Here is a 19,324-nt window from a genome sequence, read left to right as displayed (position 1 = left end):
TCAGGGCGGGTCCGGGGACGCTCGAGCGGACACCCTTGGCGGATGGTCGTCGTCGGTGGCCCCGGGAGGCAGCGCACGGTTCCGCCCGGGGATCGCACCCGGCGCCCCGCACGCCGCCCCCCAGCAGTCCTCTGAGGACGGTGCGGGAACGCGGGTCGCTCCAGAAGGGCGGGAGCAGGGCGAGCAGGGACGCGGGAGCCGGGGCACGGCACCTCCGGCCCCCTGCCATCGACCGGTCCCGCTCTACACCGTCCGTTCCGGTCGCCTGCCGAGGACGTCCAGGTAGTGCGGGTTGACCATGATCCCGAGGATGTTGCCGAACGGGTCGACCACCGAGGCGGTGACGAACCCCGCCTCACGCGGGGTCGGTGCCTCGTGGGAGGTGGCGCCCATGGCGAGCAGGGTGTCGTGCACGGCGGGCAGGTCGTCGACCGCCCAGTAGACGACCGCCCCCGCCGGCCGTTCGGTCGCGGCGTGTGGAGCCCAGTGGCGGGCGAGCAGGCCGAATTCGTGCTGGTAGTCGCCGATGCGGAACTCGATGTACGCGGGCGGCCCCTCTTCCGGCCGCACGAAGTAGGGATCGATGCCGAACAGCTTGGCGTACCAGGCCGCGGCGGCGCCGACGTCGTCGGCGAAGAAGGTGGTGGTGGTCAGTCCTCGCAGCATGGGTTCGCCTTCCGTTTCCGATGATCGCGGGGACGACCGTAGGAGGAGAAGTGCTCACCTCCTGGCCACTTTTCCCGGCAGACTCGGCGGATGCGTGCCGACCGCCTCGTCGCGATCCTCATGCTGATGCGGACCAGGGCCCGGGTGACCGCGGCCGAACTCGCCGCCGAACTCGAGGTCTCGGTGTCCACCGCCCGCCGTGACCTGGAGGCGTTGTCCTCGGCCGGCGTCCCGGTGTACCCCAGTCCCGGCCGGCACGGGGGCTGGTCGCTGGTGGGCGGGGCGCGCACCGATCTGAGCGGGTTGACGGCGGGTGAGGCGACCGCGTTGTTCCTCCTCGCCGGGCCGGGGGTTCCGATGACCAGCGAGCTCCGCTCCGCCATGCGGAAGCTGTTGGCCGCGCTGCCCCGGACGTTCCGGGGCGACGCGGAGGCCGCCTCGGGTGCCCTGCTGGTCGATCCCGTGGCGTGGGGCGGGGCCGGACGGGTGCGGCCCCCGCTGCTCGGGACGCTGCGGGACGCGGTGGTGCGCGGGCGACGGGTTCGGCTGACCTACTCGGGCCGGACGGAGTCGACGAGGCTGGTCGATCCGTGGGGGCTCGTCGACAAGGACGGCACCTGGTACCTGGTTGGCGGGACGGAGCGGGGGCGACGCTCCTTCCGGGTGGACCGGGTGGTCGACGTGCTCCTCACCGACGAGGCGGCGCACCGGCCGCCGGGGTTCGACCTGTCGGAGGTGTGGGGGGAGGTGGTTCGTGACGTGGAAGGGCGGCGGTCCGGTGTCGTGGCGACGGTGCTCGTCGTGGCGCGGTACCTGTCCGCGTTCCGAGCGCAGTGGGGCCGGCACTGCGAGGTGGCGGGCGAGGGTGGGGACGGCCGGGTGCGGGTGCGGGTCTCGGCGCACCGGGCGGTGTCGGTGGCCGAACAGCTCGCGGGGTGGGGTGCCGTCGTGGAGGTGGTCGAGCCGGCGTCGGTCCGGGACGAGTTGGCCAGGATCGGCGCGGAACTCGTCGGGCGTTACGGACCGGCAGTGGAGCCGCCCGGGGGAGGAGGCCCGGGAGCGTGAACGTCCTTGGGCGGTGGCATGACTGGCCCGTTCGCAGCGGTGGTGGCTGCCGGGTGGCTCCTCGGTATCACGGAGCCACCCGGCGAGTTGCTAGTGCCTCGTCCGGGCCGGGGTCACATGCGGTCCGGGGCACTGATGCCGAGCAGGTTGAGCCCGTGTCGCAGGGTGCGTGCCGTGAGCTGGCAGAGGGCGAGTCGGTTGCCGCGAACAGGTTCTTCCGCGTTGAGGACGTGGCAGGCTTCGTAGAAGCTGGTGAAGGCGCGGGCGAGGTCGTAGAGGTAGCCGCAGAGCTTGTGCGGCTCCAAGGTCTCGCCGACCTCGGTGAGGGCCGTGTCGTAGGCGTCGAGCTGGAGAGCCAACGCGCGTTCAGCGGGCTGGAGTTCGACGGTCGGGTCGATCACGGCTTGAGGGTCTCCAGCTTTGCGCAGGATCGAACGGATACGGGTGTGCGCGTACTGGAGGTAGACGCCGGTGTTGCCGTTGAACGAGACCATGCGGTCAACGTCGAAGGTGTAGTCCTTGATCCGCGAATTGGACAGATCGGCGTACTTGACCGCTCCGATGCCCGCCTGTTCGGCGATCTGGTCCAGTTCCTCAGCGGGGAGGTCGGGGTCCTTCTCGTGGACCACGGCGCGCGCACGCGCCACGGCGTCGTCGAGCAGATCCATCAGGCGGACCGTGCCGCCGGCGCGGGTCTTGAACGGGCGGCCATCGGGGCCGAGGACGGTGCCGTAGGGCACGTGTGCCGCCTCGACGTTGTCGGTGAGCCACCCCGCGCGGCGAGCCGCCTCGAAGATCAGCTGGAAGTGCAGGGCCTGCCGGGAGTCCGTGACGTAGAGCAGGCGGTTGGATTTCAGGTCGTGGATGCGGTAGCGGATCGTGGCGAGGTCCGTGGTGTCGTAGCCGTAGCCACCATCGCGTTTGCGCACCATCAGGGGGATGGGGTTGCCGTCCGGGCCAGTGACCTCCTCGGAGAAGATCACGAGAGCGCCTTCGCTCCCCACGGCGATTCCTGCCTCGGTCAGTTCGGTCACCACATCGGCGAGCAGGTGGTTGTAGAACGATTCCCCAACCGAGTCGTCGGGCGTGAGCAACACGCCGAGCCGGTCGTAGATGTCGCGGAAGGCCCTCTCGGACTCGGCGACGATCTCCCTCCAGCGTGTGACGGTGTCGTGGTCGCCGGACTGTAGCGCGACCACACGGCGGCGAGACCGGTCGGCGAATTCCGGGTCGGCGTCGAACAGAGCGCGGGCGGTGCGGTACAGATCGTCGAGCGCGGAGGCGGCGGAGGTGCCCGGCTCCAGCTCGTCGTGGTGCCAGGTGGCTTCCGGGTGCTCGTCGAGGTACTGGATGAGCATCCCGAACTGGGTCCCCCAGTCGCCAAGATGGTTTTGGCGGATCACTTCCGCTCCGAGGAAGCCGAGGACACGCGCGAGGCTGTCGCCGATGATCGTGGTGCGCAGGTGCCCGACGTGCATTTCCTTGGCGATGTTGGGTGCCGAGTAGTCGATCACGGTCCGCTGGCCCTCATTGGGGGTGCCGACGCCGAGACGAAGGCTGGCCAGGCGAGCGGCGAGCTGGTTCCAGATGAGCTGGTCGGGCACCGTGATGTTGAGGAACCCCGGGCCGGACATGTCGACACGTGTGATCGGCCCTCGGTCGCCAGCCACGGCCGCGATGAGCGCGTCGGCGAGTTCGGTGGGCTTGGTGCGGGCGCGCTTGGCCAGGGCGAGGGCTGCGTTCGACTGGAAGTCGGCGTGCTCGGATCGCCGGACGAGTGGATCGGCTCCGGCCAGCTCTGGGCGGGCATGGGCGATCGCCTGGGACACGCTGTCGGCGACCTGGCCGAGCAGCGGCAGCACCTCGTGGTTCGTCACTGAGTAACCCTCCTTCTCAGCGTTCATTGTCCCAGGCCGCAGCGCCAGCCTGCGTGCAGCCCGAAGTTGTCTGATCACGTCGCGGCATGCACCGTGATCAGGCTTGAACCGGCGGCCGTCCATTTGATGGAGAAGGCCGTCTCTAAAGAGCTGAGCGAGTCCGCGACTGAGCGTGCGGCGTAGGTGCTCGCCGGGTGAGTAGCCGAGAAAGTCTTTGCCGGTGGCCTCCTGAGGGCCGACAGTGATGGCTGTGACCGCCTCGGTCAGCGTGTGGTGCCTAGAACCGTCGAGGAGAGTGACCGCGAGCAGCGCAAGGGCGTATTCGGCGCGTTCGCGATGTCCGATGTAGGCGGAAGCGTCGCCACCGAGGAAGACATGAGGGCTGGTCAGGGCGTTGAGGATGAGTCGGTGTGCGAAGGCCCGGGAATTGAGGTACCAGGGCTCCACAACCACGGGGGAAACGACAAGGTTGGCCTCGCTGTCGGCCTCGAAGCAGCGCAGCCCAACGGCGGACTCGACATCGGTGAAGCTTGCGTGCACCTTGATGACGTGGTCGACCTCGGTGTCCAGATCGAAGCCGTGCACGCGATGCAGGTTGAGGACGGCTTCGACGAGGCGGTCCAGATCCTTCGCAGCGAGGGGGTGCCGGCTAACCAGGACGAGATCGAGATCAGACCGCCGTGTTGCGGTGCCAGCAGGGTGAGAGCCGTACGCCAGGCCATATCCCCCGTCTCCGACGAACTGGTGACGCAGTGCGTTCGCCGCCACGTACGCGGCATGCTGGATGGCCTCCATGTACTACCTCGGCAGGTGGTGGCGCGGGTGGGGGGGTGGCGTGAAAGTCGATCACGTGAACGCCACTGGGCAGGGTGATGTCGCCGGTTGGCTGTTCGTAGCGGCTGACGAATTCGCGAATCTCGCGCTGCACGCCGGCGTCGTTCACAAGGGCGGGGAAGCTTTTGAGGTGGACGACGTTGAACCAGTCGATCGCGGCATCGGTGTTCGGTGCCCACGCGGTGCCCCCGCAGCGCGTGTGCGTCACTGTTCCGCTGCCGGATTCTTCGACCATGCGGAGTCCGTTCAGCAGGAGATTGAGTGTGTAGCTGCGGCCTTCCTCGGGGAAGGGTGCAATCCGCTCCCATAGGCTGGTTACCAACCGCTGTTCGGGGGTTTCCGAATCGAAGAACAGTGCCAGCAGGTGACCGCTGGGAGCGAGTAGGCGAATCATATCGTGAATGAACGCACTGGCCTTGCCTCGGGCGGCGTCCAGGTCGGCGGCCGGTTGGATGCCCTCGGCGGTCATGGCTTCAAAAAACTCGCCGAGCGGATAGCTCAGCGACCAGAACGCGCCGACGAGATCAAACGTTCCTGCTCGTCCCTCGCTGAGCAGCTCGGCGACGGCATCGCGGGTATCGGCGCAGAGAGTCCGGGCGTACGGGTATCGCTGACCAACCGCGTGGATCATGATTGGGCTGTAGTCGGCTACTGTCAGGCTCCGGGAGTATGGCACTAGTCGGTCAGTGACACGCCCGGTCCCGCATCCGAACTCGACGGCGGTGAGGCTTCTCATGCTCTGGCCATAGTGGATTCTCAGTACCTCGCTGATCAACTCCAGATCTTCACGGCCGTTGTAGTAGTGGGGCAAGAGGCAGCGGTGGTACACGCCGTCAGTCTCGTAGACCGAGCGGAAGGGCTCCATCTCCGTCATCGGATGTCTCCTTCGAGTGCATGTCCGAGCTCGGTGACGTAGTTGATCACTTCCACCATGTGCACTTCTGTGGTGCGCGGATTGTTGGCCATGAATCGCAACGGGTGCAGCGTCGCTCCCGCTCGTAGTAGGCCGTGATCGTCCGGCAGGCTAAACTGGTGTAGATACCACGTTCCTTCCAAGAGCATCTGTTTGTGGATGCACTGGTTCACCGCATTGATCCGTGCGATGTGTTCCATGGCGATGGGCGGTTTCAGGCGGATGTCTTTGGGTAGGTAGATGAAGGCGACGGCCGCAAGGTCCGGCTCGTGCAGGCGCAGCAGGCGTGGGTGCTCTTCGAGCAGGTCCGCGAACCTTTGAGCCTTGCGCACGCGGTCCTCCGCGAGGGAGGCCAATCCGGCGCGGCCGTGGGAGAGCATCATCATCCACAGCTTCAGCGACAGCCATCCCTTGGTGCCGAGGAACGGCGTGACCTGGCCGAAGGCGTAGTCCTCCTGCATGATCAAATCTGAGTAGCTCGACACGGTGCGCAGGCTGGACGGCTGGCGGACCAGTAGAGCGCTCAAGCCATAGGGAACGGCCATGACTTTGTGGGGATCGACGGTTGCGCTGTCGAACTCGCTGATCCCGTCGATGAGGTGGCGAAGCTGGTCGCTGAACGCCGCCACAAGTCCCCAGCAGGCGTCGACGTGGAGCCAAATCCGGGGCTCGATCGCGCGGATCACGTCGTGGACGCGGCGTAGGTGTTCCACGGTTTGAGTGCGGCTGTCCCCGGCGTAGGCGACGACCGCCATGATATGTTCGCGATGCCGACGCACCGCCCGTTCCAGCGCTGTGAGGTCGTAGCGGAAGTCGCGGGTTTCGACCTCGATCGCCTGGTCGCCAACTCCGATCCAGGTCAGTGCGCTCCTGATGCTGTAGTGCCCGATCCCGCGTGGCACGATCACGCTGAACTGATCCGGATTCCGGACACCCCCGTGCATGGTCTCGGGTACCTGGTTTTCGCGAGCGAGCATCATCGCCACCGTGTTGCTGGACGTTCCGCCATGTGTGATCACACCGCCCACATCCCACACCGTTCGAATATCGGCTACCGGCGGATTGACGTAACCCAGCAGTTCACGTAGCCAGCGCAACACCGCGATCTCGACGAACGTCGCGCTCGGTGAGTCGAAGCTCTGGTTGATCAGGTTCTGCTGCGTAAACATGGCCAGCAGGCCGCCCGCAAGCGCGGCCGGGTCGTCCCCGGTGTCGCCGAAACCCAGAAAGCGAGGACTGGCCTCGTTCTTGCACAATGGAAGAGCGGTCCGTGCGAAAGACTCCAAGACGGAATCGACGGTGCTGGACTCATGAGGAAGATCGCGCACCAGCAGGTCTCGAATCCGATCTGGTGGGAGCCGCCGACGAAAGATGTCTCGCTGGTCCTTGAAGTTCAACCCGATGTCGACCACTCGTCGCAGCAACGCGGTCATCGAAGCGGTATCGACTGGTGAACTTGCTTTCGATTCTTGTTCCGCTCGCCGGGTGCTCACTCGCAACTCCTTGTGATGAGTGAAAGGGAATCGAGAAGGACAATCCTGGCCGGCCAGGTGTTACATTGGTCCCGCCGAACGGGTGGACTCGTGGTCCACTTCACGGCCGGTCTGTCCGGAGGGCCCATCGTCAGGGACAATGTGGACCGTGCAGAGGATGCCGACCGCCCAGTACGAGCCGTGGATGCGCAGAGCGCTGGAGATCGCACGCATGATGCCCGACCCGGGAGCCGAGGACCCGCCGGTCGGTGCGGTGATCTATGACCGCGACGGCAAGGAGATCGCCGCCGCACACCACGACCGTGCCCGGACGGGAGATCCCACCGCCTACGCCGAAATCCTTGCGTTGCGCCAGGCGGGCCAAGTGCTCGGGACGTGGCGTATGGAGGGCTGCACTCTCGTGACCACGCTCGAACCGGGGACCATGTCGGCAGGTGCGCTCGTGCTCGCCCGCCTTCCACGCTTGGTCATCGGTTCATGGGATAGGTACAACGGCGCTGTGTCATCGCTGTGGGACTTGGTTCGAGATCGTCGTCTCAACCACCGCGTTGAGGTCATCCCGGAGGTTCTGATGGTGGATACGGACACCTTGCTCAACACCTATCTCGACACGCCCCAAACGTCCTGATCAAGCCGGGCTCGACCCGAGGGAGGTGGCATGTGAACGTGGCTGGAAGTGAGGTCCGGCGGGCCGTCCAGTAGCCGACGACGTGTACCCGTGCAGCTCAGTCTCCACCGTTCGAGCTTCCTTGTTAGCACTGCGTGAGAGTCGAGCTGGCGGCATGGTCCGACCGATGCCGATATTCGGCATCTTCGGCGGGAGTTGCCGCATCTGGGTTGACCCACACCAGGCGAGCAGTGATGTCGGGACCCCAGTTGAAACCGCGCAGTGCGTGCTCCGGGGAGCTGAGGTTCATCCTGAGGCCGCCGTCCACGGCGACCACTGCTGCGTGGTCGTCGAAGGCGATCCCCCAGGCAGCGACCCGGGCGTCCACACGGTCGCCGTATTCCTGCACGACGGCGAACATGCGGGGGGCGAAGTCCGCGACCATGCTCTCGATCAGTTCCATGAACTCGGCACGGTCGGGCAGTCGTGGCCCGGTTGTGTCGCCCGACGTCTCGTGCAACGCGTTGGTCATGGTGCTCCTCACTGGACTAGCGGCCGACCACGTGAACGCCTTTCGTATGCGCTGCCGTGGCTCCTTCTCGTCAGGGACAAACGTTAGAACTTGACATCAAAGATCGTAATGCTCCGATCGGGTAGATCTTTGATGTCAAAGTCGTACATGTAGGGTCTAGTTGGATCGCTCTTGGACGGAGGTGCTCGCGATGGCTGGCTCGTCAGCGCCGTTGCGGCGGTTGGGCGCGGAGTTGCGACGACTGCGCGAGGCGGCTGGTCGGACCCAATCCGACGTGGGTGCGGCGATCGGTCGTACTCACGCGACGATGGTCAACTGGGAGTCCGGGAAGACGAAGATCAGCAAGTCGGACCTCGTGTGCCTGCTCGCCGAGCTACGAGCGCCCGCCGAGGTGCGCAAGGGCCTGGAACAGCTTCGTGACCAAGCAGGGCGAGGGGCTTCCCCGTGGGCGGTCTACGGCCTGCCGGAGTGGCTACGGCCATTGGTCAGCTTCGAAGAGGACGCGACCACCGTGACGACGTTCGAACCGGTGCTCATCCCTGGCTTGTTGCAGACCGAAGACTACGCACGGGCGCTTCACGCCGCCGGACGGCACAAGGTCGCGGCCGGTTTCGTGGACAAGTGGATTGCCGCGCGGATGCAGCGGCAACAGCGGTTGAGCGGGCCCAAGCCGTTACGCCTGCACGCGGTGATCTCCGAGGCTGCCGTGCGACTGCAGGTCGGAGGCCCGAAGGTATTCGCCGATCAGCTCCGGCGACTCCTCGACGCGGGACGGGCGGACAACATCACGGTCCAGGTGCTCGCGGCCACCAAGGACGGATATGGGGGCGTTGGCAGCAACTTCACGGTGCTGCACTTCCTCGACGCCAGGATCGATCCGCCGCTGGGATACTTCGATGGGCCGCTGGGCGGCCACATGGTCAGCGACGAAGGCGATGTCGTCACGCTGGTCAACATGTTCGATGACCTCCGTCATATGGCGCTGTCCGAGGCTGACTCAGCCGAGATGCTGGCTGCCATACTGGACCAGCAGCAACGGAAAGGTGCCGCACATGCGTGATCTGTCCACGGCCGCCTGGCGCAAGTCGAGCTTCAGCGACGTAGGAGGCAACTGCGTCGAGGTCGCTCCACTGCGCGATGGCCGGATCGCCGTACGGAACAGCAAGCAACCGGAAGCGGGGGCGGTGTTGTTCACCCCTGCCGAGATGGACGCCTGGATCAAGGGCTGCAAGGCGGGCGAGTTCGACGACCTGGCGGGCCCGGGCCGCTGACTCCGCGCGGTCTGCTGGAGGCTCGGGGACGGCCGGCTTGAGGGGGACTCCCACCGCGCGGTGATCTCGGTGGGAGTCCCGACACCGCTGCGCACTCGGCCCATCGGCGCGGTGGGTGATGCCGTGTGCGGGCACGCCTGCCCGGCGGCGGGCCACGGTGAGGCACGAACCTACCGTGGCCCTGCCCCGCCCCCGGGGCTCGACCTGCCGGCGGGGCGGCTCCCCGTGACTCGGGGCGGTGCCCGGTGCGCTACCGCCGGATGGCGTGGTCGACGAAGTCGAGCAGCGCGGGGATCTGGTCCAGCAGGCGGGTGGAGTCGTCGATCGCCCACGAACCGAGCACGCCGTCGGCGCAGCGCAGGATGATGGTCGCGACGCCGCGCGCGTCGAAGTCGCGGAACTCGCCGTCCCGTTGTCCTCGTTGGAGGATCTCGGTGAGCGCGTCGACCTCCTCGGTGAGCTCACCGGCGAAGGCGGGGGAACCTTCGGGGGTGCGGTGGTTGGCCATGATCTGGCTCATGGCCAGGAACTCGGCGCGGTGCTCGGCGTAGAACTCCAGCTGTGCGCCGATCCAGGCCCTGACCTGTCCCGAGGCGGTGCGCTCGGCCTCGACGCGGCCGCTCATGTGCGCCCAGGCTCGTTCGAAGAACTGGGACACCACCAGCCGGAGGATCTCGTCCTTGCTCTCGAAGTGGTAGGTGATGACGCTCTTGCTGATCTCCGCCTTCTCCGCGATCCGGGCGAGGGAGGTCCCGGCGTAGCCGAGTTCGGCGACGACCTGGGTGGCGGCCTCGACGATCTGGGCGCGGCGAGCCCGTTCGATGAAGGAGCGGCGTGGTGGGTGGTCGTTCGGATCGGGGCGTTCTGCCATGCGCGGATCGTAGGCCGCCCCGGGAGCCCGTTTCCGGCTCCGCGCGTCCCCGGCGCTCATGTCGCGGCGTGGACGAACAGCAGGGCCAGCCAGGACCAGCCCAGGGTGATCACCAGCTTCTGGATGAGTCCCAGGCGGGCGGAGTCGTTCTCCCAGGCCTGGCCGAAGGCGTGGAAACCACCGAACAACGCGACCGTGACGGCCCCCGAGAACCAGGTCCAGAGTGGACCGGGCAGTGCGAAGGTGGCGACGAGGGAGGCGACGGGCAGCGCGGTGAACACGGCGGCGCCGGCGTGGTCGTGCAGCTGGTGGCGGCGGCTGACCTCGGTGGGCGTTCCCTCCGGGGTGCCAGGGGGATAACCGCGCATCGGATCCATCGGGAACACCCCGGAGGCCACCAGGGCGAGACCGAAGAAGCCGACCACGACGGCGAGGGGGACGCTGCCCAACTGCGCGGGCAGGGCGGGCGCGGCGGCGGTGATCAGCAGGCCGCAGACGATGAAGTTGGTGGTCTGGAGCCAGCCCCGGTCGCCGAGCGCGAGGGCGCTGACGGGGTGTCGGACAGGGCGGTAGCCCGGTCTGGTCAGGCCGTCCAGCAGGAACACCACGACGAAGGCCACCGCCGCTCCCGCGCCGGCCCAGAGCAGGGCTGTCACGAGCCGCTCCTGGCCTCGTGCGGTCCGGGTGTGGTCCGTGGCGTCGGCGGGGCGGGTGGGACGGGCCTGGCGGGCGGGGCGGGACGTTTTTCCGTACGCATGGACCGAATGTAGTCCAGTCGGACTGTTTCCGGGTCGCGTGGTCGGAAGCTGGCGTTGCGGGGTCGTGGGGTGGCTGGTCCGAGGGGGCGCGGGGTCGGACCGCCCGGAGTGGACAGCGCCCGGGGTGGGCAGCGGCCGGGGTGGACAGCGGCCGAAGTAATTGTACGATGGTTCTAGTTGTCTTTATGTCCAAATACTTGGGGGACGCATGACTGGGATCTCGGACCGGCTCGACCCGCCCCGGGCCGGCGCTCGGGAGTGGTGGGGCCTCGCCCTGTTGGCGTTGCCCACCCTGCTGCTGGGGCTCGACGTGACCGTCCTGTACCTGGTCCTGCCCGGGCTGGCCGTGGAACTCGAACCGAGCGCCACCCAAACCCTGTGGATCATGGACGCCTACGGTTTCCTCATCGCCGGCTTCCTGATCACGATGGGGACGCTGGGCGACCGGATCGGGCGGCGCCGACTGCTGATGATCGGCATCGCGGCGTTCGGGGTGGTCTCGGTGTTCGCCGCGTTCGCGCCGACCGCCGAGGCGCTGATCGTGGCGCGTGCCCTGCTCGGGGTGGCGGGGGCGACCCTCATGCCCTCCACCCTGTCCCTGATCAGCAACCTCTTCGTCGACCCGAGGCAGCGCGCGGTGGCGATCGGGGTGTGGGCCACCATGTTCGCCCTCGGGATGGCCGCCGGGCCCGTGCTCGGCGGAGCCCTGGTGGCCACCTTCTGGTGGGGGGCCGCCTTCCTGGTCGCCGTCCCGATCGCCGTGGTCGTCCTGGTCGTGGCTCCGCCACTGCTGCCCGAGTACCGCGCCCCCCGCGAAGGCGCGTTCGACCTGCCCAGCGTCGCGCTGTCCCTGCTGGCGATGCTGCCGGTCGTGTACGCGATCAAGCACGGGGCCGCCTACGGGATCGACACCGCGACCCTCGTCGCGGTGCTGGTCGGTGGCGTCTCCGCCGTCGTGTTCGTCCGCCGCCAGCTGCGGCTGCCCTCACCGCTGCTCGACGTGTCGCTGTTCTCCAACCGGGCCTTCTCCGCCGCGCTGACCGTCCTGCTGGTGGGGCTCGTCGGTGTCGGCGGCGTCATGTTCCTCGTCACCCAGTACCTCCAACTCGTCGAGGGCCTCTCCCCGGCGGTCGCAGGGCTCTGGATGGGGCCGCCGGCCCTGGCGATGCTCGTGGCGGCGATCGGTGCCCCGCTACTGGCCAGGCGCTTCCGGCCAGGCCTGATCATGGCCGTCACGCTGGCGTTGTCCCTGGTGGGCTACCTGTGCCTCGCCCTGGCCGGAACCGGGGGGCGGTTGACCGTCGTGGTCGGGTTCGCCCTCGTATACCTCGGACTGGGGGCCATGGCGGCCCTGGGGACCGACATCGTCGTCGGCGCGGTGCCCCCCACCAGGTCCGGTTCGGCGGCGGCCATGTCCGAAACCGTCCAGGAACTCGGGGTCGGACTGGGGGTCGCCGTTCTCGGCAGTCTCGCCACCGCCGTCTACCGGGCTCGGATCAACCCGCCCACCGAGCTGGACCGGCCGGTCGCGGACGCGGTGGGTGACAGCCTGGCCGGCGCGTTGGCCGTGGCGGACGGGACGACGACGCGGGTGGTCGAGCAGGCGAGGATCGCCTTCACCGACGGGCTCAACCTGGCGGCTATCGTTGCGGGTGTGGCCATCGCGGCGGTCACCGTCCTGTGCGCCACCGACCTCCGGCACATCGGCCCCTCGGGCGGTTCGGAGCACTGACGACCCGCCCACGGGAATGTCGGGAGTAGGGCGTGGGTGACGAGGGCACGACCACGGACGGGCGGCGGGTCCGAGGGCAGCGCCGGCGAGCCCAGATCATCGAGGCGACCCTGACCGTCGTCCGCCGGGACGGCGCGGCCGGTGTGACCCACCGCGCCGTGGCGAAGGAGGCCGGCATCACGACGAGCCTCACCACCTACTACTTCGCCACTCTCGACGACCTGCTGGTGGCGGCGCTCACGGAGGTCGCCGACACCTACACCGAGCACATCCGACGGATCATGGACACCAGCGACGACCCGGTGCGGGACTTCGCCGCGCTGGTCGCCGCATCGGCCGGGGAGGGGCGTGAGCGGGCCCTCGCGGAACGCGAACTGTCCACGCTGGCGGCGCGTCGACCCGCTCTCCGGCCGGTGGCGCGCCGCTGGCGCGAGCGTGTCGCCGACCTGGCGTGGCTCCGGACCTCCGACCCCCGCGCGGTGGAGGTGTTCGTTGCGGTCTCCGAAGGTCTGTGCGCCGCGATCCTCCTCGACGAGGGCCGGGCGGATCCGGAGCACGTGCGCGCGGTCCTCGAACGCGCCCTGGCGGGCGGCTGACGTCGACCGCCGACTCGCCGACGGCTGACGCGGACGTCACTTCCGAGCCCCTTGTTCCCTTAGGTAAGGCTTGTCTAAGCTGCGCGGGTGACCATGGCGCAGCGGGATGCGATGACCGGCCGATCCCTCGTGATCGGCTACGGGGGTTCGCCGGTGGTGTCGGGCGCGTCGATCGAGCTCACGGCCGGGCGGGTCACCGCGCTCGTCGGCCCCAACGGGTCCGGCAAGTCGACCGTCCTGCGTGGTCTCGCCCGGCTCCAGGCGCTGAGCGCGGGGGACGTGCGGCTCGGGGACGGCAGTGACGCGGCCGCCCTGTCCGCGCGGGACTTCGCCCGCCGGGTCACCCTGCTGGCGCAGAGCCGGCCGACCCCGGCGGCGGTGACGGTGCGGGAGGCCGTCGAGTACGGCCGGCACCCGCACCGCCGTGGTTGGCGGGGCAACGACGTCGGGGGGCCGGCCGCCGTCGCGCGCGCCCTGGAACTCACCGGCATCGCCGACCTCGCCGACACCGACGTGGACATGCTCTCGGGCGGCCAGGTCCAGCGGGTGTGGTTCGCCAGCGCCCTCGCCCAGGACACCGGGGTGCTGTTGCTGGACGAACCCACCAACCACCTCGACCTGCGGTACCAGATCGAGGTCCTCGAACTGGTGCGTGAACTCGCCGACGGGCACGGGGTGGCCGTCGGGGTGGTCCTGCACGACCTGAACCAGGCCGCCGCCGTCGCCGACCGCGTTGTCCTCATGTCCCGGGGCGCCGTCGTCGCGGACGGGCCACCCCACGACGCGTTGACCGGCGACCAGCTGAGCGAGGTCTACGAGATCGAGATCACCACGGCGGTCGACCCGTTGACCGGCGAGCTGGACATCCGCTCACCCCGGCAGCGGGTCCGCCGGCCCGTCGCGTCCTGACCCTGTTCCCCACTCCACCTCCGTACCGCGCTCCGGGACCGCGAACCCCGGAGCGCGCGAAGGGAACCATGAGAACCTCACGAGCACTCCCCAGCCTGTTCGCCCTGACCGCGGTCGCCGTGCTGACCGCGGCGTGCGGCACCACCCACGAGGCGGCCACGCCCAGGACCGAGGCACCCGAGGGTGCCTCCGACCAGGTGGTCAGCATCGTCGACGCCCGGGGCGAGACGGTGGAGCTCCCGGCCCCGGCCACTCGGGTCGTCACCCTGGAGTGGATGCACACCGAGATCGTCACCAGCCTGGGCGTCGACCCGGTCGGGATGAGCGACATCGCCGGGTACGACAGCTGGGTGGGCGCGAGCGTCCCGTTGACCGGCGACCCGGTCGACGTGGGCGTCCGACGGGAACCCAGCATCGACGCCGTCGCCGAACTGGAGCCGGACCTGATCCTGGGGCCCGAGGGTTCGATCCCCGACGGAGCGGTCGAACAGATGGAGCGGATCGCCCCCATCGCCTTCCTCGGCGGTGGGAACGCCTCCGACCCCTTGGGTTCGGTCCTCGAGGACTTCCGGAGCGTGGCCACCCTCCTGGGCAAGGAGGACGTGGCCGAGCAGGTCATCGCGGAGATGGACGAGACGATCGAGGCGAACCACGCCGCGATCGAGGAGGCCGGGCTCGCCGGTACCCCGGTGGTCCTCGCCTCCCCGTACGCGGAGGGCGCGAACCTGACGATCCGCATGCACGGCCCGCGCACCGCCGTCCAGGTGGTCGCCGAGCGCATGGGGCTGGCCTCGGCCTGGGAGGACGAGGGGGATGACGCGTTCGGGTTGTCGAACATCGACATGGAGGGCCTGACGGCGCTGCCGGACGACACCCACTTCCTGTACTGGGGCAACGACGACGAGGAGAACGTGGTCGAGACGGCCATGGCGGGCAACCCGGTGTGGGACAACCTGCCCTTCGTCCAGGACGGCAACGTCCACCGCGCGGCCGTGGGGGTCTGGCCCTACGGCGGGCCCGAGTCGCTGTCGGCCTGGAGCGACGACCTCGTCGCCCAGCTCGTCGCCGAGTAGGAGTTCCCGTCGTGACGACCGCTCCACCGGCAACCGTCCGGCAAGCCAACCCCACCAGCGGCCCCCCGGCGGAGGGGGGTCGCCGTCGCCCCTGGCTCCCGCTGCTGGTCACCCTCGTCTTCCTGGGGTGGCTGTGCGCGGCGGCGGTGGTGCACCTCACCCAGGGCACGGCGGCGCTGAGCACGGGCGACCTGTGGGCCGTGCTCACCGGGGGCGAGTCGCTGGACACCGCCGCGGCGGTCGTCACGGCTTCCCGCGTTCCCCGCCTGTTGGCCGCCGTGCTGGTCGGCTGCGCGCTGGGCATCGCCGGCGCGAGCATGCAGGCGGTGGCGCGCAACCCGCTGGCCGCTCCCGACACGACGGGCGTCAACGCCGGCGCCCACCTGGCCGTCACCCTCGCGGCGGTGCTCGGCGCCCAGCTGGGGGCCGTGCCCAGCATCGCCGTCGCCTTCTGCGGAGGGCTCGCGGCCGCCGCCGTGGTGATGGGGCTCTCCGGCGGTGGGGCCGCGTCCCCGGTGCGGCTCGTCCTCGCGGGCTCGGCGATCACGCTGGGCCTGTCCTCGATCACCTCGGCGGTGCTGCTGCTGTTCCCCTGGGAAACCCAGGGCCTGTTCGCCTGGGGGGCTGGTTCGCTCGGGCAGAACGGGGTGAGCGCCGTCCGGGGTGTCCTGCTGTTCGCCCTCCCGGTGGCCGTCGCGCTCATCCTCATGGCGCGCCGCCTCGACCTGCTCCAGTTGGGGGACGACGCGGCCCGGTCCCTGGGCGTGCACGTGGGACGTACCCGTGCCGTGGTCGTGGTCCTCTCCGTACTGCTGGCCACCAGCGTGGTCACGGTGACCGGCCCGATCGGTTTCGTCGGCCTCTGCGCGCCACTGCTGGTGCGCCTGGTCGCGTCCCGCGTTCCGGGGCTGCGCCGGCACCGCACGTTGTTACCGCTGGCGGCCCTCGCCGGCACGGCGCTGGTCCTCACGGCGGACATCGCGCTGCGCGCCACCTTCGGCCCGGTCAGCGGCGTGACGGTGCCCACCGGGGTGGTCACCAGCGTGATCGGCGCCGTCGCGCTCATCCTCCTCGCGACCAGGACCCGGTCCACCCTCGAACCGGACACGCTGGTCACCATGCGCGGCGGCACCGGGTTCGGGCGCCGGCACCCCGGAGTGGTCCTGGCCGTCGCGGGCGCGGTGCTGTCCGGATCCGTGGTGGCGGGTGTCCTGCTCGGGGACACCACCGTCCTGCTCGGCGACGTCTGGAACTGGACCACCGGCCGTGCCGCGCTGGTCCTGGAGATCGTCCTGGACAGCAGGGTGCCCCGGGTGCTGGCGGCCCTGCTCGCCGGTGCCTGTCTGGGACTGGCCGGCGCCCTCGTGCAGACCGTCACCCGCAACCCGCTCGCGGATCCGGGGATCCTGGGTGTGTCCAGCGCCGGCAGCCTGGGCGCCGTCATCGTGATCGTCTCGGTGGGCGCGCCCGGCTTCGTCCTCGTCCTCGGCGGCTCCCTCGCCGGGTGCGCGCTCGCCGGCCTGCTGATCTTCGCGCTGTCCTCCCGGGGCGGCGTCGACCAGGGGCGGATGGTGCTGGTCGGGATCGCCATCGGGGCGGGCACGTCGGCGGTGACGACCCTGCTGCTCGTCCGCACCGACCCGTGGAACCAGAACAAGGCCCTGACCTGGCTGGGCGGTTCGACGTTCGGCGCCCGACCCCTCGAGCTGCTGCCCATGGTCGTGGCGTTGCTGGTGGCGGCCGTGGTGGTCGCGCGGTCACACCGGGATCTCGACATCGTCCAGATCGACGACACGACCCCGAGGGTGCTGGGCGTCCGGCTCGACGCGAGCCGCGTCGCGCACGTGGGTCTCGCCGTCCTCCTGACCGGGGCCGCCACCTCGACGATCGGGCCGGTCGCCTTCGTCGGCCTGGTGGCCCCGCACGCGGCCCGGATCCTCGTGGGCAAGCGCCACCTGCACCAGCTGCCCCTCACCGTCCTGCTCGGCGCGGCCCTGGTGGTGATCGCGGACGTCGTCGGCCGGACCGCCATCGCACCGGCGCAGTTGCCCGCCGGCCTGACCACCGCCGTCGTCGGCACCCCGTACTTCCTGTGGTTGCTGTGGCGGATGCGGGCCGGCCGCCGGGGCCGGGGTTGACGGTTGGCGCTGGGGAAGGCGCGCGGAGCCGGTCGGGCCCGGGCACACCGGGGGCACGCCCCACCGGGCGGCCGGGGCTGTCCTGGGCCGCCGTTGGCGCCCCGCCTAGTCGAGGACGGTCCGCGTTCCCGTGACCTCCCGCAGGGCCGCCCGCAACCGGACGTCGTCGACGAGACCACCCCCCGGCCCGTTCACCCGGGTGTCGGATTCGAGGACCGGCGTGAGGGCGGCCGAGACCCGAGCCCGCAGCGCGGGTCGGGGGCTGGCCGCCTCCCGCACCGGCCCCGTGATCTCGTCGGCCACCCGCACGCCGTGCCCAGTGGTGAACGAGGCCGTCAGGACCGCGAGACCCCGGTCCACGGTGTCCTCCGGGGAGATCGCCCCGAGGGCCCAGAGCGCCCGGATCGCGACGGCGCTGGCGTGGTGGCTGGGCGCCGAGCAGGAGGGGCGGCCGTTCCTGGCGATGTCCCGGAGCAGGTCCACCCACTCGGTCCGCGACCGGGGGTCGCGTTCCACCAGCTCGGTGCCGAGCGCGACGGCCGCCGCGAACGGGCGTCCCGCCGCGTCCGCCACCGCCCGCAGGGTGGGCCACACCCGCTCGACGTCGTCGTGCTCCGCCACGGCCCTGGCCGCGACGAGCTGGCATTCCCGGGCCGGGTAGGAGGTGCGCGCGGATCCGTCGAGCAGCCGGAGGCAGGCGGCCCGGACGGCGGGGGAGTACCGCGTGACCCAGACGGCGAGCAGGTCGGCGTCGGCCCTGGCGTCACCTCCGACCAGCTGCCAGGCCTCCTCGAAGGTCAGCTCGTGTTCGTGCGGGTCGAGCACCGCCCAGGCGGTGAGGAGCCACGCCTCCGCCGGGTCGCCGTCCGGTCGGACGGACCGGAGCGCCCTGGCCGTTCGCCGGCGCAGCCCGACCGTGAACAGCGCGGAGTGGAGCGCCGCGGCCCTGGCCAGGAGGCGGCACGCTCCCGTGGGGGCGACCGCCACCAGCTCCCGGTGCGCCCAGGTCGGGTCGTGGCGGCCGGAGGCGCCACCGAGCACGAGGGAGAAGGGGACGCGGGTGGCGCCGTCCTCGACGTGGGGTTCGTCAGGAGCGCCGAGCACGGCCTCGGCGAAGGTGGTCCACCGCGGGTCCCTGGCCCCGAACAGGACGGCGGCCCCGGTGGCCAGCATCCTCGCCCGGTCCGGGTCGGGGGCCGTGCCCGGCGGGGGGACCGCTCCGACGAGCCTGGCGACTCCGTCGCAGACCTCCGGGGTTCGTCCCCTCGTCCCGTGGCGGAGCTCGGCGAGGGCGCCGGCGAGGACGACGGCCTCCCCGGAGGACGGGGTGGTGCCGACGAGTCCCAGCAGCGCGTCCAGCGCCGTCCCCGTGCACGACCGGGAGGATTCGGCCACCCTGACCCAGGCCGACGCGAGATCGGCGACCGGGACCCAGCCCGTGGCCTGGAGCGCCCGCAGCGCGGGTGTGGCCGCCGGGCCGGCGGCCCGGGCCAGGGCGTCGAGCGATCGGCGCGCACCGCCCCCCGGGTACCGGGCGGCCTCACCGGGCCACAGCCGCACCAGGTGCTCGACGGCGTCGGGGAGAGCGGTGCCAGTGGCCACCGCCCACCACGCGGCGGCGAAGACGACGCCGTCCTCACCGGCCGCCACCAGTGCCAGGAAGTCCTCGGCGTCGAACGCCCCCAGCCGGAGCAGGGGTTCCACCAGCGCGCTGGCCGCGCCGACGTCGTTCTCCCGGCCCAGCCGGCGCCGCAGGTGGGCGACGACCTCGGCAGCCAGCTCGCGGTCGTCGAGGTGGACCGCGCAACCGGAGGCCGCCGCCCGCACCCGGGCGTCGGGGTCGTCCAGGAGCGGGACCAGCGCGCGGACGACGTCCGCCGCCCCGGACCTGGCGCGCTGGTCGAACAGGTCGACGTCGGTGCCCGCCGGGAGGTGGCACGCGTCGCGGCTGGCGCCGGCGGCGACCGCCTCGAGGTAGGCGCGCAACAG

17 protein-coding genes are annotated in these 19,324 nt (G+C 70.2%); 9 read left to right on the top strand and 8 right to left on the bottom strand.

The genetic code is table 11. The annotated features are described in order from the left end of the window. Positions 1-243: 243 nt before the first annotated feature. The gene (locus ACTIDRAF_RS0205615; protein WP_016697740.1) at positions 244-666 is read right to left on the bottom strand and encodes a VOC family protein; all 423 of its coding nucleotides are present in this window, start codon (positions 664-666) and stop codon (positions 244-246) included. 90 nt (positions 667-756) lie between these two features. Between ACTIDRAF_RS0205615 and ACTIDRAF_RS0205610 the strand changes: the two genes are divergently transcribed. After that, a complete protein-coding gene (locus ACTIDRAF_RS0205610; protein WP_016697739.1) occupies positions 757-1,731 on the top strand; it encodes a helix-turn-helix transcriptional regulator in 975 nt (324 codons plus the stop codon). A 113-nt stretch (positions 1,732-1,844) separates the two neighbouring features. Here the strand turns inward: ACTIDRAF_RS0205610 and argS are convergent, their stop codons facing one another. Genes argS through ACTIDRAF_RS0205595 form a run of 3 tightly spaced genes read right to left on the bottom strand, consistent with a single transcriptional unit; the run spans position 1,845 to position 6,848 of the window. Beyond that, entirely contained in the window at positions 1,845-4,394 is a 2,550-nt protein-coding gene (argS, locus tag ACTIDRAF_RS0205605) for an arginine--tRNA ligase (protein WP_245533451.1), read from the bottom strand. After that, positions 4,279-5,316, bottom strand: coding sequence for a methyltransferase (locus ACTIDRAF_RS0205600; RefSeq protein WP_016697737.1), 1,038 nt, complete (start codon positions 5,314-5,316; stop codon positions 4,279-4,281). The genes argS and ACTIDRAF_RS0205600 overlap by 116 nt, the downstream gene beginning before the upstream one ends. Next, positions 5,313-6,848 (bottom strand): pyridoxal phosphate-dependent decarboxylase family protein, encoded by a 1,536-nt coding sequence (locus ACTIDRAF_RS0205595; protein ID WP_211215276.1) that lies wholly within the window; start codon positions 6,846-6,848, stop codon positions 5,313-5,315. Before ACTIDRAF_RS0205595 ends, ACTIDRAF_RS0205600 begins: the two co-directional genes overlap by 4 nt. Before the next feature lie 139 nt (positions 6,849-6,987). Between ACTIDRAF_RS0205595 and ACTIDRAF_RS0205590 the strand changes: the two genes are divergently transcribed. Next, positions 6,988-7,476: a nucleoside deaminase gene (locus tag ACTIDRAF_RS0205590; protein ID WP_016697735.1), complete on the top strand. Its 489-nt coding sequence runs from the start codon at positions 6,988-6,990 to the stop codon at positions 7,474-7,476. A gap of 124 nt (positions 7,477-7,600) precedes the next feature. Here ACTIDRAF_RS0205590 and ACTIDRAF_RS27415 read toward each other — a convergent pair whose 3' ends face one another. Next, positions 7,601-7,987, bottom strand: a complete 387-nt coding sequence (locus ACTIDRAF_RS27415) for a hypothetical protein (RefSeq protein WP_016697734.1) — start codon at positions 7,985-7,987, stop codon at positions 7,601-7,603. Between the two features lie 190 nt (positions 7,988-8,177). On the opposite strand from ACTIDRAF_RS27415, the gene ACTIDRAF_RS27410 reads away from it, so the two are divergent. Continuing rightward, positions 8,178-9,047 (top strand): helix-turn-helix domain-containing protein, encoded by an 870-nt coding sequence (locus ACTIDRAF_RS27410; RefSeq protein WP_083886109.1) that lies wholly within the window; start codon positions 8,178-8,180, stop codon positions 9,045-9,047. Further along, positions 9,040-9,258, top strand: coding sequence for a DUF397 domain-containing protein (locus tag ACTIDRAF_RS27405; RefSeq protein WP_016697732.1), 219 nt, complete (start codon positions 9,040-9,042; stop codon positions 9,256-9,258). Before ACTIDRAF_RS27410 ends, ACTIDRAF_RS27405 begins: the two co-directional genes overlap by 8 nt. Before the next feature lie 250 nt (positions 9,259-9,508). Here ACTIDRAF_RS27405 and ACTIDRAF_RS0205570 read toward each other — a convergent pair whose 3' ends face one another. Together ACTIDRAF_RS0205570 and ACTIDRAF_RS0205565 are read right to left on the bottom strand one after the other, a co-directional pair. Beyond that, the gene (locus ACTIDRAF_RS0205570; protein WP_039785975.1) at positions 9,509-10,129 is read right to left on the bottom strand and encodes a TetR/AcrR family transcriptional regulator; all 621 of its coding nucleotides are present in this window, start codon (positions 10,127-10,129) and stop codon (positions 9,509-9,511) included. Positions 10,130-10,185: 56 nt separating this feature from the next. After that, entirely contained in the window at positions 10,186-10,785 is a 600-nt protein-coding gene (locus tag ACTIDRAF_RS0205565) for a DUF998 domain-containing protein (RefSeq protein WP_016697730.1), read from the bottom strand. 310 nt (positions 10,786-11,095) lie between these two features. On the opposite strand from ACTIDRAF_RS0205565, the gene ACTIDRAF_RS0205560 reads away from it, so the two are divergent. The 5 genes from ACTIDRAF_RS0205560 to ACTIDRAF_RS0205540 all read left to right on the top strand — a co-directional run bounded on the left by ACTIDRAF_RS0205560 (position 11,096) and on the right by ACTIDRAF_RS0205540 (position 17,335). Then, the gene (locus ACTIDRAF_RS0205560) at positions 11,096-12,619 is read left to right on the top strand and encodes an MFS transporter (RefSeq protein ID WP_016697729.1); all 1,524 of its coding nucleotides are present in this window, start codon (positions 11,096-11,098) and stop codon (positions 12,617-12,619) included. 32 nt (positions 12,620-12,651) lie between these two features. After that, positions 12,652-13,215, top strand: a complete 564-nt coding sequence (locus tag ACTIDRAF_RS0205555) for a TetR/AcrR family transcriptional regulator (RefSeq protein WP_016697728.1) — start codon at positions 12,652-12,654, stop codon at positions 13,213-13,215. Between the two features lie 93 nt (positions 13,216-13,308). Then, positions 13,309-14,124, top strand: coding sequence for an ABC transporter ATP-binding protein (locus ACTIDRAF_RS0205550; RefSeq protein WP_026065811.1), 816 nt, complete (start codon positions 13,309-13,311; stop codon positions 14,122-14,124). Between the two features lie 68 nt (positions 14,125-14,192). Next, a complete protein-coding gene (locus ACTIDRAF_RS0205545) occupies positions 14,193-15,197 on the top strand; it encodes an ABC transporter substrate-binding protein (protein ID WP_016697726.1) in 1,005 nt (334 codons plus the stop codon). 11 nt (positions 15,198-15,208) lie between these two features. Further along, complete coding sequence (locus ACTIDRAF_RS0205540; protein WP_016697725.1) at positions 15,209-17,335, top strand: iron ABC transporter permease; 2,127 nt, start codon at positions 15,209-15,211, stop codon at positions 17,333-17,335. Positions 17,336-17,440: 105 nt separating this feature from the next. Here the strand turns inward: ACTIDRAF_RS0205540 and ACTIDRAF_RS27400 are convergent. Further along, the coding region (locus tag ACTIDRAF_RS27400; protein ID WP_039785971.1) for a hypothetical protein at positions 17,441-19,324 on the bottom strand (1,884 nt) is incomplete at its 5' end.

Source organism: Actinoalloteichus spitiensis RMV-1378 (assembly GCF_000239155.1).
Lineage (GTDB): Bacteria > Actinomycetota > Actinomycetes > Mycobacteriales > Pseudonocardiaceae > Actinoalloteichus_B > Actinoalloteichus_B spitiensis.
Note: the sequence above shows the minus strand (reverse complement) of the source record. Positions and strands in the feature narration are given on the sequence as shown.

Bases quoted from the DNA above. Each gene is read 5' to 3' on its own strand.
- ACTIDRAF_RS0205590 (WP_016697735.1), top strand. From the start codon at position 6,988: ATGTGGACCGTGCAGAGGATGCCGACCGCCCAGTACGAGCCGTGGATG.
- ACTIDRAF_RS27405 (WP_016697732.1), top strand. From the start codon at position 9,040: ATGCGTGATCTGTCCACGGCCGCCTGGCGCAAGTCGAGCTTCAGCGAC.
- ACTIDRAF_RS0205600 (WP_016697737.1), bottom strand. From the start codon at position 5,316: ATGACGGAGATGGAGCCCTTCCGCTCGGTCTACGAGACTGACGGCGTG.
- ACTIDRAF_RS0205550 (WP_026065811.1), top strand. From the start codon at position 13,309: ATGGCGCAGCGGGATGCGATGACCGGCCGATCCCTCGTGATCGGCTAC.
- ACTIDRAF_RS27415 (WP_016697734.1), bottom strand. From the start codon at position 7,987: ATGACCAACGCGTTGCACGAGACGTCGGGCGACACAACCGGGCCACGA.
- ACTIDRAF_RS0205570 (WP_039785975.1), bottom strand. From the start codon at position 10,129: ATGGCAGAACGCCCCGATCCGAACGACCACCCACCACGCCGCTCCTTC.
- ACTIDRAF_RS0205545 (WP_016697726.1), top strand. From the start codon at position 14,193: ATGAGAACCTCACGAGCACTCCCCAGCCTGTTCGCCCTGACCGCGGTC.
- ACTIDRAF_RS0205560 (WP_016697729.1), top strand. From the start codon at position 11,096: ATGACTGGGATCTCGGACCGGCTCGACCCGCCCCGGGCCGGCGCTCGG.
- ACTIDRAF_RS0205610 (WP_016697739.1), top strand. From the start codon at position 757: ATGCGTGCCGACCGCCTCGTCGCGATCCTCATGCTGATGCGGACCAGG.
- ACTIDRAF_RS0205615 (WP_016697740.1), bottom strand. From the start codon at position 666: ATGCTGCGAGGACTGACCACCACCACCTTCTTCGCCGACGACGTCGGC.
- ACTIDRAF_RS27410 (WP_083886109.1), top strand. From the start codon at position 8,178: ATGGCTGGCTCGTCAGCGCCGTTGCGGCGGTTGGGCGCGGAGTTGCGA.